Source organism: Kocuria sp. (assembly GCF_030536815.1).
Lineage (GTDB): Bacteria > Actinomycetota > Actinomycetes > Actinomycetales > Micrococcaceae > Kocuria > Kocuria gwangalliensis.
In genome coordinates this window covers 1-12,996 of the sequence record NZ_JAUNPE010000004.1, presented here as the reverse complement: position 1 = coordinate 12,996, position 12,996 = coordinate 1, and the positions used below count along the sequence as shown (strand labels likewise).

Annotated in this window: 13 protein-coding genes and 1 pseudogene; 13 read left to right on the top strand and 1 reads right to left on the bottom strand. The window is 63.2% G+C overall.

Translation table 11 applies throughout. The features are described 5' to 3' along the window. Positions 1-4: 4 nt before the first annotated feature. The gene (locus tag Q4E95_RS01115; protein ID WP_303381581.1) at positions 5-973 is read right to left on the bottom strand and encodes an NAD(P)-dependent oxidoreductase; all 969 of its coding nucleotides are present in this window, start codon (positions 971-973) and stop codon (positions 5-7) included. 155 nt (positions 974-1,128) lie between these two features. Here Q4E95_RS01115 and Q4E95_RS01110 point away from each other — a divergent pair, with 155 nt between their 5' ends. The 13 genes and pseudogenes from Q4E95_RS01110 to Q4E95_RS01050 form a co-directional block, all read left to right on the top strand. Then, positions 1,129-2,055, top strand: coding sequence for a glycosyltransferase (locus Q4E95_RS01110; protein ID WP_303381580.1), 927 nt, complete (start codon positions 1,129-1,131; stop codon positions 2,053-2,055). Further along, positions 2,033-2,902: a glycosyltransferase gene (locus Q4E95_RS01105; protein WP_368660304.1), complete on the top strand. Its 870-nt coding sequence runs from the start codon at positions 2,033-2,035 to the stop codon at positions 2,900-2,902. The genes Q4E95_RS01110 and Q4E95_RS01105 overlap by 23 nt, the downstream gene beginning before the upstream one ends. A gap of 29 nt (positions 2,903-2,931) precedes the next feature. After that, entirely contained in the window at positions 2,932-4,842 is a 1,911-nt protein-coding gene (locus Q4E95_RS01100; RefSeq protein ID WP_303381579.1) for a nucleoside-diphosphate sugar epimerase/dehydratase, read from the top strand. Continuing rightward, positions 4,839-5,948 (top strand): glycosyltransferase family 4 protein, encoded by a 1,110-nt coding sequence (locus tag Q4E95_RS01095; RefSeq protein WP_303381578.1) that lies wholly within the window; start codon positions 4,839-4,841, stop codon positions 5,946-5,948. Before Q4E95_RS01100 ends, Q4E95_RS01095 begins: the two co-directional genes overlap by 4 nt. Continuing rightward, positions 5,945-6,514, top strand: a complete 570-nt coding sequence (locus tag Q4E95_RS01090; protein WP_303381577.1) for a hypothetical protein — start codon at positions 5,945-5,947, stop codon at positions 6,512-6,514. The genes Q4E95_RS01095 and Q4E95_RS01090 overlap by 4 nt, the downstream gene beginning before the upstream one ends. Next, positions 6,501-6,878, top strand: coding sequence for an AtpZ/AtpI family protein (locus tag Q4E95_RS01085; protein ID WP_303381576.1), 378 nt, complete (start codon positions 6,501-6,503; stop codon positions 6,876-6,878). Before Q4E95_RS01090 ends, Q4E95_RS01085 begins: the two co-directional genes overlap by 14 nt. A 30-nt stretch (positions 6,879-6,908) precedes the next feature. Further along, entirely contained in the window at positions 6,909-7,700 is a 792-nt protein-coding gene (gene atpB / locus Q4E95_RS01080) for a F0F1 ATP synthase subunit A (protein ID WP_303381575.1), read from the top strand. Positions 7,701-7,809: 109 nt separating this feature from the next. Next, positions 7,810-8,010 carry an ATP synthase F0 subunit C gene (locus Q4E95_RS01075; protein WP_016996283.1) on the top strand — a complete coding sequence of 67 codons (201 nt, stop codon included), beginning with the start codon at positions 7,810-7,812 and terminating at the stop codon, positions 8,008-8,010. A gap of 50 nt (positions 8,011-8,060) precedes the next feature. Next, on the top strand, positions 8,061-8,612 hold the full coding sequence (locus tag Q4E95_RS01070) for a F0F1 ATP synthase subunit B (protein WP_303381574.1): 552 nt from the start codon (positions 8,061-8,063) through the stop codon (positions 8,610-8,612). Beyond that, the gene (gene atpH, locus Q4E95_RS01065) at positions 8,612-9,487 is read left to right on the top strand and encodes an ATP synthase F1 subunit delta (RefSeq protein WP_303381573.1); all 876 of its coding nucleotides are present in this window, start codon (positions 8,612-8,614) and stop codon (positions 9,485-9,487) included. The genes Q4E95_RS01070 and atpH overlap by 1 nt, the downstream gene beginning before the upstream one ends. A gap of 171 nt (positions 9,488-9,658) precedes the next feature. After that, positions 9,659-11,284: a F0F1 ATP synthase subunit alpha gene (gene atpA, locus Q4E95_RS01060; protein ID WP_303381572.1), complete on the top strand. Its 1,626-nt coding sequence runs from the start codon at positions 9,659-9,661 to the stop codon at positions 11,282-11,284. Positions 11,285-11,340: 56 nt separating this feature from the next. Further along, positions 11,341-12,252, top strand: a complete 912-nt coding sequence (locus Q4E95_RS01055; protein WP_303381571.1) for a F0F1 ATP synthase subunit gamma — start codon at positions 11,341-11,343, stop codon at positions 12,250-12,252. A 43-nt stretch (positions 12,253-12,295) separates the two neighbouring features. Further along, positions 12,296-12,996: pseudogene (locus tag Q4E95_RS01050) on the top strand (F0F1 ATP synthase subunit beta); the annotation flags it as partial.

Sequence of the window (12,996 nt, the reverse complement as noted above, 5' to 3'; positions counted from 1 at the left end):
GGCGCTATTTACCCAGGGACAAATGCGCTTGACGCAGAACTTCTTGCACGTTGGGCTCGGGTATCACACCGTTCTCGTGCGCCCAACCCGGTACCTGACGTTGACCGAACCACGTGACCTCGAGGCGTCGGATGGCCCCGTTGAAGCGATTATTGGCCAACCCCGACACCCAGTTACCGGCGTCGATCACGGCGCGGCACAGTAACGGCGGCAATTGCAGCGGATGGCGCCTCCCTGCATCGCGCAGGACGGAACCGTTCGTGGCACCCTCCCAGGGCTGGAGGATCACGGCGGGCAGGGGCTCGGGATACTCACCCACGGCCACCGCGAACTGCGCGAGTGCCTTGACGGAGGTGACCGGCGTGGGTGCCGTGCCGTCCCCGGCAACCGAGGAGAAGACCGAGGACGCGAACTTGGCGAGCAAACGCGTGGTGCGTCGCCCACTGCCCATGACCGAGGTGGCGCGCAGCACCGTGAGCTGCGGGGCGTTGGATTCCGATTCCCACTGCGACCGCAACCGGTACAGCGCGGACTCGCCCAGAGCCTTGGACAATGAGTAGGCGGAGAAGGGTGCGGTGCGGATGGATTCGTCCAGCACGGGGGCGTTCGCCTGCACCGATGCCGAGCTGATGTGAATGACCCGGCGGACACCCGTGCGGTGCGCGGCCAGGGCCACCAGGACGGGTAGCAGCGCATTCGCACCGGTCAAGGACTGCTGATGGGTTTGATCGGGGGCCGCCAACCCCGCGGCATTGACCACGATGTCCGCGCCGGCAAACGAATCCGCCAGGTAATCGATCACCGACTCCAACCGATGAGCGTGCTCGATCACGTGGTGCACGGTGGTGGCCGGGGAGGCCAACCGGGGCGTGGACACGGGGGTCACGGCAATGTTCTTGGTCTGCAGGGCAGTGGTGATGGCCGACCCCACAAAGCCTGTGGCTCCGAGTACTCGCCAGCTACTAGCTGTCACGGTGAATCTCCTCCCGACATTGGTTTCCTCATCGTACGACAGCAATCCCGCGCTCACCGTGTCCGGGGGATTGTCAGCTGTGCGTTGATAGAATCCGTGAGTCCAGCGGGGCCCGAGTTTGTAGGTCCCACACAGAACTTTCCGCGGGAGCAACCATGACTCGAGCCAGTTCCGACCCGGCGCGGAGCCGGCGCGTCAGCGTTGCATGCGTAACGCAGGACCGCCCCCGCGACGTTGCGGAGTTGATTGCGGGGCTCAGGCGCCAGTCGGATCCGATCCACAGCCTGTGCCTGGTGGACGCGGGCAGGACTGCCCTGGACCGCACTCATCTCCTCGATCTGATCGACGGGACATTCGAACTCCGATACATGCGCTCGGAGGCCAATCTGGGCGGCGCGGGTGGTTTCTCCCTGGCCATCCTCACAGCCCTGTCCGCCGGCGCGGACCAGGTGTGGCTCATGGATGACGACGCCCATCCGGAGGATGAGCACTGCCTTCGGACCCTGCGCCGCGCCGCCGCGGAACGCGACCTGGCGGTGGTCTCACCCCTGATTGTGGCACCGCAGGACCACGGCTCGTTGTCCTTTCCGTTCCGCCTCGAAGGAGTCATCACGCATTCTCGAGATGACGTTGAACCTTTAGGGTTCATTCCCTCGTACGCGGCCTTTTTCAACGGTGCGCTCATGGCCGAATCGGTGTTCTTCACCGTGGGGCTGCCGGATCTCAAACTCTTCCTGCGCGGTGACGAAGTGGACTTTCTGGTGCGGCTGCGCAAGTCCGAGTTGCCCTTCGGCACCGTGACCACCACCGCCGTGGCCCACCCCCCGGGGTGGAACGAGGAGCACGTGGTGATTCCCGGCAAACTCCAGGTGTTGATTCCCCCGGGGCAGTTCAAGCAGCAGCACTTCTTCCGTAACCGCGGCTACGTCTCGTGGCACTACAAACGCGTGGTGCAACTGGCTGCTGACGCGATCGGCTATCCGGCGTACTACCTGCAGCGCGGAGACCTCAAGGGGCTGCGCACATGGGCCACCCGATACGTCAATGGAATGCGGGGACGTGGTTTCGGTGGCCCTCGCTGAGCCCATGGGTGCCGCAGAACTCCCCGCCGACTTCTCGCTGTTGATGCCCGTGTACCGGGGGGACTCCGCGTCCCGGGTGCGCCGGGCCGTCGAGTCGAACACGGCGGAGCAAACACGGCCTCCCGCCCAGGTCGTGATTGTCCGCGATGGGCCGGTGCCCCAGGAAATCACCGATGAACTCGACCGGATCAGCGCGGCGTCGTCCGTGCCCGTGGTGCGCGTGGATCTGGAACGTAACGCGGGCCTGACCGATGCCCTGAACACGGGCCTGCTGTGGTGTGATCACGACATCGTGGCCCGCGCGGACGCGGATGACATTTCCTATCCGGACCGGTTCGAACGGCAACTGCCACTCATCGAGGACGGCGCGGATCTGGTGGGCGCCTCCATGCATGAAATCGGCGACGACGAATCGGATCCGGTGGCGCTGCGCCGGGCACCCGTGGGGTATGCGGAGATCGCGCGGGTGGGTAAACGTCGGAACCCGATCTCCCACCCGTCCGTGGTTTTCCGCCGCAGCGCCGTGGAGGCGGTGGGTGGGTACCAGCACGTACCCATGGCCGAGGACTACTGGCTGTGGGCCCGCATGCTCCGCGCCGGGGCGGACGTGCGCAACATTGCCGAACCGCTGGTCGGCTACCGGGTCTCCGCCGGTTCGTACGAGAGGCGCGGGGGACCCCGCGTGTTTCGGGCGGAATTGGCGTTGCAATGGAAATTGCGCCGTTTAGGGTACATCGGGTTCATACAATGGGCCACGAACGTGATCGTGCGGGGCGGCTACAGATTTGTACCGCTCAGGGTGCGGGAAACGGCCTACCGGTTCATGGTGGGCCACCGCAGTAACTGATTCGCGTGCTCGAAAGGACATCAACACGCATGGGGAACCCCCAGACGAACACCCCCTCGGCGGAGAAGCCGGTCGCGTGGTTATGGATCCAGATGATTCTGGATTCCGCCGCGTGGATCGTCGCCATGTGCGTGGCGGTGCTGCTGCGTTACGAAATGAACGTGCAGTTCGTGTCCACGGGCGGGCTGATCATCACGTGCGCCGTGGCGGTCGCGTGTCAGATGGTGGTGGGTTTCTCGTTCGCCCTTTACAAGGGGCGGTATTCGTTCGGCAGTTTCGAAGAAGCCAAGCTCCTGGTCGTGGTGACGGTGATCGTCATCGCCATTGTGGAGGTCGTGCTCCTGGTCTTCGGTGTGGCCATGGGAATTCCGCGTTCCATCGGGTTCATTGCGTTCCCGTTCGCGTGCTTGTTCATGGCCGCGTTCCGCTACCTCAAGCGCATGTACCAGGAGTCCACGGCCAAACCCGGGGCCGGAGCGCAACACGTGGTGGTGTTCGGGGCGGGATATCTGGGCACCTTCCTGGTGCACCGCATGATGCAGGACCCCTCCTCGGAGTACCTGCCGGTCGCTCTCATCGACGACGATCCGGCCAAGAAACACCTGCGCATCTCATCCGTCCCGGTGATGGGAACCCTGCACGACGTCGCTCAGGTCCTGGAGACCACACGCTCGGCCGTTCTGATTGTGGCCATTTCCGACGTCGAACCGCGCCTGATGCGCCGCGTCTCCGACGCCGTGGCGGGCACCAATACGCGCGTGATGACGGTTCCGCCGATCACCGACATGTTGACCGCCAACCAGCAGAGCGTGGATCTGCGCGATATTGCCATGGAAGATCTCATCGGGCGGCGTCCCGTGGACATCCATGTGGATGCGATCGCCGGTTACATCACCGGAAAGAGAGTGCTTGTCACGGGCGCGGGGGGATCGATCGGCTCCGAGCTGTGCCGTCAGCTCGTCGGGTTCGAACCCGACGAGCTGATCATGCTGGATCGTGACGAAACCGGCCTGCAATCCACCCAGATCTCGATCACCGGCCGCGGACTCCTGGACGGCAACGACACCGTGCTCGCGGATATCCGGGACACCGAATCGTTGGAGCACATTTTCGAACAGAGACAACCGGAAGTTGTCTTCCATGCGGCCGCGCTCAAGCACGTCTCGCTGCTCGAGCAGTTCCCGGATGAGGCGTGGAAGACCAACGTGATGGGCACCCTCAATGTGCTCAATGCCGCGGCCAACGTGGGCGTGGAGGTGTTCGTCAACGTCTCCACCGACAAGGCCGCCAACCCCACCACCGCCCTGGGGCATTCCAAACGTGTGGCGGAGAAACTCACGGCGTGGATGGCCGGTGAGACCGACAACCGGTACGCGTCCGTCCGTTTCGGCAATGTGTTCGGCTCACGAGGTTCCATGCTCCCGCTGTTCGCCGAACAAATTCGGCAGGGCGGGCCCATCACGGTGACCCACACGGAGGCCACCCGGTACTTCATGACCATTCCCGAGGCCTGCCAACTGGTGATTCAGGCCGGTGCCATCGCCAGCGGGGGAGAGGTCCTCATTCTTGACATGGGCGAACCGGTGCGGATCCTGGACATCGCCGAACGATTGCGCGCCATGTCGGGCCGTGAGGACGTGGAGATCGTGATCACCGGTCTGCGTCACGGTGAAAAGCTGCACGAGGATCTGATCGGTGCGGGCGAGAGCGACGAACGGCCACTGCACCCCAAGATCTCCCACGCCAAGGCGGAGCGATTGGATCCGGCGCACCTGGACCGGCACGTGTGGAAGGTGCGCGGGGGTATGTTGTTCACCGGCTCGATTCCCGTGGTGACCGCCAGCACCCAACCCCGCATCACCGATTTCCATGTTCCCCGGGCCAGGGAACACCGCGAGTCATTCCCCCCTGCAGACCGCCACGGGGGAGAGCAATCATGACGGGGCCCATCATCACCACCACGGCAACAGTGTTGTCCCGCGACGCCGGCCCGGGCGCCATTCCGCAGGCCGAGACGCTCCGAGAGCTAACGACCCTGGCCCTCTGGCTGGGCGGGGGAGCTCTCCTTCTTTCCGTCCTCCTGCCGTTCGTCATTAAACCGCTACTGCAGCGGTGGGGCGTCATCGACATCCCTTCCGACAGGTCCTCCCACGACCGCCCGGTCATCCGCGGCATGGGACTGGCCGTGGCGATCGCCATTGCGGTGATGTATTCCATCGCCATGCTCGCGGGCGTGGTCGAGGTGGACCGCTCCGTCTCGCTGATCGTGCTGGCCATGACCGTGGCCGGTGCCGCGCTGGGCTGGTTCGAGGATTACCGTGGTGCGTCCGTGGGAGCTCGGCTCGGAGGGCAGGTGCTCATCGGTGCACTGGGCACCGGCGCCCTGATCCTCACGCTGGGGATCGCCGTGTGGTGGTGGCCGGTGGGAGTGATTGCCACGGTCGCCTACATCAACATCGCCAACTTCATGGACGGCATCAACGGGATCTCCGGAATGCACGGAACCGTGGTGGGACTGCTCTACGCCTGGGCCGGTGCCGCCAACAACATGACCTGGATGATGTGCGCCGGCCTGGTCGTGGCCGGTGCCTTCGCGGGATTCCTGCCCTGGAACCTGAGCCGGGGCACGGTCTTCCTGGGCGACGTCGGCTCGTACGTCCTGGGCGGAAGCCTGGTGGCCATCGCCATCGGGGCGTTCCTGTCCGGGGTCTACGTGGAGTATCTACTGCCGCCCCTGCTGATTTACGTGGCCGACACCACCGTGACGCTCGTCAAGCGCGTTCAGCGCGGTGAAATCTGGTACAAACCCCACCGGGAGCACGTCTACCAGCGACTCACGGACGTGGGGTTGTCACATGTCCAGTCCTCGCTGGTCGTCACTCTCGCCACCGTCCTGGTCAGCCTCATCTCGCTGTGGGGACTACGCGCCGACGGCGCAGGTTCGGTTCTCGCCGGATTGGCCGCCGTCGCCGTGGTGGTGCTGTACCTGTGCCTGCCTCGCTTCCTCCGCCCGCTCGCGCGTCGACGCCGGAGCGAGGCGTCATGACCCCGGCGCAGCCCGCGGACCATGCGAGGCACCCGGTCCAGAACCGGGCCGCCGGGGATACCCGTGATGTTTACGGCCGCCCGGTACTCGTTCTCGGCGTCACATCCATTTTGCTGGCTGTGATTCTCATCACGTGCGCTGTCGCGATCGAGTTCGACCCGCTGTGGCGATCCATCGTGGCGGGGGCCGGACTGGTGGTTCTGAGCACGGGGCTCACCGTGTTCGTCTCGACCCTCATGTATCGCATTGCACCGGCAGCCACGGCTCCCGCGCTCGCTGTGCTCTACCTGATGAAAGTCGTGGTCATGGGGTGGTACCTGCTTTTCGTGGGAGCACCCGCATGGCTGCACTCCTTGGGGTTCGCCATCACCGTTGCCGTCGGTCTCACGCTGTCCTGGCTGGCCCTGGCACCCTTGGCGATGCGAGCCAGCGCGGTTTTGGCCAGGGAATACGCAGCGGTGGTGCGCGCCAGGCAAGAGCAAGCCACCGCCGAAGCAGAGTCGGCACCTATCCTGGACGGACACGTGTCCGAACCGACCGATGGGGCAGAGCATGGCCGAGCATGAACCCGATTTTGCCAACTCGACGCGCCATGAGCGCAGGCGTGGCCAAGCTGCGCACAGTGCGGCCGAATCCGAGGACACGCTCAGCACCGCGGGCGAGCTCGTACAGCGAGGGGGACTGGCCGGAGGGCTGACCTTGTTGCTGTACATCGTGGTCGGTGGGGGCTTCTGGAGTTTGGTAGGCTGGGGCGCGGATCACCTGCTGGGAACAGGGTGGTTGGTGATCGTGGGAGCCGTCATAGGTGCGGCTGCCGGGATCTATCTTGGTTACCTCCACATGCGGGAGGGCCTGAACTCCAGTTCGACCCAGATGGAGTACCCGACAAAGACATCGTCGTCTGATCAGGGCCCCTCGCCCCGAGTGTGACCGGTCTGGATACCGCAGAAAGGACCCGTATTGAACCCCGCCTTGAGGATTCCGGCCGAATTTGTGGCCCCGTCAGTTGAGGACGCGCACCTGCCTCCCCTCTTCACCGTGGGCACATTTGAAGTCGGCAAGCATTCTTTGTTGATCCTGTTGTCGGTGGTTCTCATCGCTGGGTTCTTCATGTACGTCGTTCGCCGCCGCGCCCTGGTCCCCTCCAAGGGTCAGTACCTGGGCGAAATGGGTTACGGCTTTGTGCGTAACCACTTGGGCCGCGACATCATCGGTGAAAAAGAATTCCGCCCGTACATTCCGCTGCTGTTCACCTTCTTCTTCTTCATCCTGGTGAACAACCTGTTCGGTTCCATCCCGGTCTTGCAACTTCCGACCTTCTCCCACCCCGGCACCGCGTACGTCTTCGCGGCCATCGCCTACTTCGTGTGGGTTTTCGTGGGCATCAAGCGCCACGGTTTCGGCGGCTTCTTCGTCAAAATGACCATGCCGCCGGACGTTCCCAAGGTCCTGTACATCGTGTTGATCCCCCTCGAGTTCCTCTCGAACATGATCATTCGCCCCGTCACGCACGCACTGCGTGTGTTCGCCACGATGTTTGCCGGCCACATGGCCATCATGGTGGCCGCGGGCTTCACCGCGTACCTCGCCACCGGTGTGGGTGGTGCGCTCGGGATCGGCGGATCCGTCTTCGGCGTGATCCTGGGCCTCTTCATTTACTTCCTGGAGGTTCTGATTCAGATCCTGCAGGCCTACATCTTCACCCTGCTGTTTGCCGTGTATGTACAGGGCTCACTGCAGGAGGGGCACTGACCCCACGAAGCAGCGGTCCGACCGGGCTGCTGATGTGACCATCGTCCATTTACGATTCCAGTAATGGCATCACTGCCCGACACGGGCACCCAGAAAGGAAATATCCATAATGGAAGGTTCGCTTAGCGTCATTGGCTACGGTCTCGCTGCCATCGGTGGTGGCATCGGTGTGGGTTTGATCTTCGCTGCGTACATGCAGGCAGTTGCTCGCCAGCCCGAGTCCCAGCGCGTGATCCAGCCCATGCTGTTCATGGGCTTCGCCGTGGTCGAGGCTCTGGCCATCCTGGGCTTCGTGCTCGCACTCCTCTAAGAGCGGCTCGTCCGCACTTAGTCCTTAACTAGAGAACAGGAATCGCGCACATGACCGCAATGTTGTTGGCAGCAGAAGAAGGGGCCAGCCCCCTCCTCCCCAATGTCTGGGAAATGCTGATCACCGCCATTGGGTTCGTGATTCTGCTTTTCATCGCGATCAAGTTCATCGTTCCGGCATTCGAGAAGGTCTACCGTGACCGCACCGAGGCCATTGAAGGTGGACTTGCCAAGGCAAAGGCCGCTCAGGCAGAGGCCAAGGCAGCTCGCGACGAGTACAACCAGCAGCTTGAGAGCGCCCGCCTCGAAGCCCAGAAGATTCGTGAGGAAGCCCGCAATGAGGGCGAGAAGATCCTCGCGGACTTCAAGGACCGCGCCAACGTGGAATCCGCCCGGATCACCGAGAACGCACACAAGGCCATTGAGGCCGAGCGTGCAGCCGCAGTGGTTTCCTTGCGCGACGAGGTCGGTACCTTGGCTACGCAGCTCGCTTCAAAGATCGTCGGGGAATCCCTGAACGACGACGCTCGTGCAAACCGCGTTGTCGATCGCTTCCTTGAAGATCTTGAGACCGAGCAGGGTCGCACAGGAGCTGCACGGTAATGGCAGAAGCATCGAACGAACCCTACCGTCCCCTCACAGTGGACATTGATCGCTGGGCTTCGGAAGCACACGTCGAAACGGCCAAACAGCTGTTCGGCATGCTCGACGTCATCGACGGCAACGGCGCTCTGCGCCGAGCGCTGACGGATCCGTCACGCGCCGCCGACGATCGCGTGAAACTCGTACGCAAGCTCTTCGGGGAGCGGACCCACAAGTCCGACACCGTTGAGGCTGTGTCCGGTTTCGTGCATCGACTGTTGGGCAACGAGGAACACGATCCCGCTATCGAGATCGTGTCCGAGCTTGTGAAGCAGCGCTCCGCCAATGAGCGGCAACTCGGTGACGGCATTGAACGAGCCGCAGTGACAATGGCAGCAGCGTCTGCCGAGCACCGCGGTGGACTCGACGCCATGGAATCCCTGGTGGACGAACTGATTCAGTTCAAGAACACCGTGGATCACTCCGAGGAGATCCAGGGTGCCTTCGCCGATTCGCGTGCCAGCGCGGACGCCAAGGCGCGGCTCGCTTCCCGATTGATGCCCAATGCATCTGAGGAGGGTGCCCTGTTGACCCAGCGCGCCGTCAGCGAGCCCCGTGGAGCTTTGCCCGGTCGGTTGATCGAGCGCTTCGCAGAAGTTGTTGCAGATCGCCAGCAGCGTTGGATCGCCCGCATCGTGACGTCCCGTCCCCTGAACCACGAGCAACTGGAGAAACTGCGTCAGAGCTTGAACTCTCTGTACGCGCGGGATCTCAAGCTTGCCGTGGAGGTGGACCCGTCATTGATCGGCGGCTTGCGAGTCCAGGTCGGTGAGGAAGTCATCGACGGGTCCGTGACCCATCGTCTGGGCCAGTTGCAGCAGCGAATCGGAGCCTGATCCCCTGGTGGAGCGGGGATCGCGGGGAGTCGGTCGATGCCGGCATCTCGTCGCGTTGCCTCCACCGGCCGTTGACACGGTCAGCAGGCGATGGGGCAACGCATCGCGACAAAAAGAAGTGAGGTCATTGCGCGGGCGATGATCACGAAACGTAGAGAGCAGGGACAGCAGATGGCCGATGTGACCATCAATGCCGACGAAGTCCGTAGTGCGCTGAACGAGTTCGCGGCGTCCTACGAACCCGGCAATGCAGAACGAGTAGAAGTCGGACGTGTCGCCAGCGCCGCTGACGGTATCGCCCGTGTCGAGGGTCTTCCCTCGGTCATGGCCAACGAGCTCCTGAAGTTCGAGAACGGTGTTCTCGGCCTGGCCTTGAACCTGGACACTCGCGACATCGGTGTCGTGGTGTTGGGTGACTTCCAGGGCATCGAAGAGGGCCAGGAAGTTCACCGTACCGGTGAGGTTCTGTCCGTACCCGTCGGCGAGGGATACCTCGGCCGCGTGGTGGACCCGTTGGGCGAGCCGCTGGACGATCTGGGACCGGTGGCAACGGACGGTCGACGCGAGCTGGAGCTACAAGCTCCTGGCGTGACCATGCGTAAGTCGGTTCACGAACCCTTGCAGACCGGCATGAAGGCCATCGACGCCATGATTCCGATCGGCCGTGGCCAGCGCCAGCTGATCATTGGTGACCGTCAGACCGGTAAGACCGCTATTGCGGTGGACGCCATCCTGAACCAGCGCTCCAACTGGGAGTCCGGCGACGTCGACAAGCAGGTGCGTTGCATTTACGTGGCCATCGGCCAGAAGGCATCCACCATTGCGTCCGTGCGTCAGACCCTCGAGGACAACGGGGCTCTGGAGTACACCACCATCGTGGCCGCCCCGGCGTCCGAGTCCGCCGGTCTGAAGTACCTGGCTCCGTACGCGGGCTCCGCGATCGGTCAGCACTGGATGTACAACGGCAAGCACGTTCTGATCGTGTTCGACGATCTGTCCAAGCAGGCCGAGGCCTACCGTGCCGTGTCCCTGCTGCTGCGCCGCCCGCCGGGACGTGAAGCGTACCCGGGTGACGTGTTCTACCTGCACTCCCGTCTGCTGGAGCGCTGCGCCAAGCTCTCGGACGAGCTCGGTGCCGGTTCGATGACCGGACTGCCGATCATCGAGACAAAGGCGAACGACGTCTCCGCGTTCATCCCGACCAACGTGATTTCGATTACCGACGGTCAGATCTTCCTGCAGTCGGACCTGTTCAACGCGAACCAGCGCCCCGCAGTGGACGTGGGTATCTCCGTGTCCCGCGTGGGTGGTGCCGCTCAGGTGAAGGCCATGAAGAAGGTCTCCGGTACCTTGAAGCTTGATCTGGCCTCCTACCGGTCGATGCAGGCCTTCGCGATGTTCGCATCCGACCTGGATGCCGCGTCCCGTCAGCAGCTCACCCGCGGTGAGCGTCTGATGGAGCTGCTCAAGCAGCCTCAGTACACGCCGTACCCGGTTGCGGATCAGGTCGTTTCCATCTGGGCGGGCACCACCGGCCAGCTGGACGACGTCGAGGTCGCCAACGTGATCGATTTCGAGCAGGCCCTGATCGAACAGGTCCGCCGAACCACCAACGTGATGGACTCGATTGAGTCCACGGGCAAGCTCGAGGACGACGCCGTCGAGGCGCTGAAAACGGCTGTGGCCGAGGTCAAGCGCGACTTCCGCGGTTCCAAGCACGGGATTGAGCCCGGGCACGAGGAACACGGATCCCTGGAGACCCAGGACGTCAACCAGGAAAAGATCGTCAGGAAGTAACCGAGTCAGCGGTGTGCCGGTGACGGCACACCGCTACGGTGCCGAAAGGAAGTTTCATGGGAGCGCAGATTCGGGTCTACCGACAGAAGATCACGTCCACCTCGTCAATGAAGAAGATCTTCAAGGCGATGGAGATGATCGCGACTTCGCGCATCAACAAATCCCGTCAGAGCCTCGAAGCGGCGTACCCGTACGCCAACGCGCTGACCCGTGCGGTTTCACAGATCGCGTCTCAGCACAATATTTCCCACCCGCTGACCTCCACTGCAGACGACGTTCGTCGTTCCGCAGTCGTGGTTTTCACGTCCGATCGTGGTCTGGCCGGTTCCTACTCCTCGAACGTGCTCAAGCGCGCCGAGGAACTGTTGGGGCTGCTGGACTCGGAGGGCAAGGAAGTCCGGGTCTACCTGGTGGGTCGTAAAGCTAAGGCGTACTTCGATTTTCGTCACCGCGATTACGACGAGTTCTGGACCGGCGATACCGACAACGCAAACCCCAAGCGAGCCGAGGAATTGACCGAGCGCCTGCTCGGTGACATCAGCGAAAGCTACGAAAACGGTGGCGTGGACGAGATCCACCTGGTCTACACGGCCTTCAAGTCCATGGTGACCCAGGAGCCGCGTGTGCTGCGCCTGCTTCCCCTCGAGGTGGTTGACGCCAACAACCTCGGCGACGAAGTGGCCGAGAACTACCAGGATCTCGAGGAAACGCAGAACAACTTCGAGTTCGAACCGAACCCGGAGGAGTTCCTCAACGAGGTGCTGCCGCGTTACATCAAGTCTCGTATCTACTCGAGCCTGTGTCATGCCGCGTCGAGCGAGCTGGCCTCGCGTCAGCGTGCCATGAAGGCCGCCGGCGACAACGCGGACGAGCTCATCAAGAAGTACACCCGCTTGATGAACAATGCCCGTCAGGCCGAGATCACCACCGAGCTGACCGAAATCGTCAGTGGCGCAGAAGCCCTCTAACCGGGGCTCCGCCACTACCCACCGCCGAAATGAAGTGAGAGAAATGACTGCCACCATCAATGAACAGGCCGCTCAGCCGGTCTCGGGCGGCGCGACCGGCCGTGTCGCCCGAGTGATCGGCCCTGTGGTCGACGTCGAGTTCCCTGAGAACCAGGTGCCCGCCGTCTACAACGCTTTGACCGCCGATTACGAGTTCAACGGTGAACCGCGCAAGATCACCTTCGAGGTCGCACAGCACCTGGGCGACAACATGGTGCGCGCCATCTCGCTGCAGCAGACCGACGGTCTGGTGCGCGGCACCCAGGTCAAGGACTCCGGTGCTCCGATCTCCGTGCCCGTGGGTGACGTGGTCAAGGGCCACATTTTCAACGTGCTCGGTGATTCGCTGGACCTGCCCATTGCGGAGCTGGACGTTCAGGAACGCTGGCCCATCCACCGCAAGGCTCCGTCCTTCGCGGAGCTCGAGGGCTCCACCGAAATGATGGAAACCGGCATCAAGTCCATTGACCTCCTGACCCCCTACATCAAGGGCGGTAAGATCGGTCTGTTCGGCGGCGCCGGCGTGGGCAAGACCGTGCTGATCCAGGAAATGATCACCCGTGTGGCCCGTAACTTCGGCGGTACCTCCGTGTTCGCCGGTGTGGGTGAGCGTACCCGTGAGGGTAACGACCTGTGGGTCGAGATGGAAGAAGCCGGCGTGCTCAAGGACACCGCCTTGGTGTTCGGCCAGATGGATGAGCCGCC

Excerpts from the sequence above, each read along its gene's own strand:
- Q4E95_RS01095 (WP_303381578.1), top strand. The coding sequence starts at position 4,839 with ATGACGGGGCCCATCATCACCACCACGGCAACAGTGTTGTCCCGCGAC.
- atpH (WP_303381573.1), top strand. The coding sequence starts at position 8,612 with ATGGCAGAAGCATCGAACGAACCCTACCGTCCCCTCACAGTGGACATT.
- Q4E95_RS01085 (WP_303381576.1), top strand. The coding sequence starts at position 6,501 with ATGGCCGAGCATGAACCCGATTTTGCCAACTCGACGCGCCATGAGCGC.
- Q4E95_RS01090 (WP_303381577.1), top strand. The coding sequence starts at position 5,945 with ATGACCCCGGCGCAGCCCGCGGACCATGCGAGGCACCCGGTCCAGAAC.
- Q4E95_RS01055 (WP_303381571.1), top strand. The coding sequence starts at position 11,341 with ATGGGAGCGCAGATTCGGGTCTACCGACAGAAGATCACGTCCACCTCG.
- atpA (WP_303381572.1), top strand. The coding sequence starts at position 9,659 with ATGGCCGATGTGACCATCAATGCCGACGAAGTCCGTAGTGCGCTGAAC.
- Q4E95_RS01110 (WP_303381580.1), top strand. The coding sequence starts at position 1,129 with ATGACTCGAGCCAGTTCCGACCCGGCGCGGAGCCGGCGCGTCAGCGTT.
- Q4E95_RS01070 (WP_303381574.1), top strand. The coding sequence starts at position 8,061 with ATGACCGCAATGTTGTTGGCAGCAGAAGAAGGGGCCAGCCCCCTCCTC.
- Q4E95_RS01075 (WP_016996283.1), top strand. The coding sequence starts at position 7,810 with ATGGAAGGTTCGCTTAGCGTCATTGGCTACGGTCTCGCTGCCATCGGT.
- Q4E95_RS01100 (WP_303381579.1), top strand. The coding sequence starts at position 2,932 with ATGGGGAACCCCCAGACGAACACCCCCTCGGCGGAGAAGCCGGTCGCG.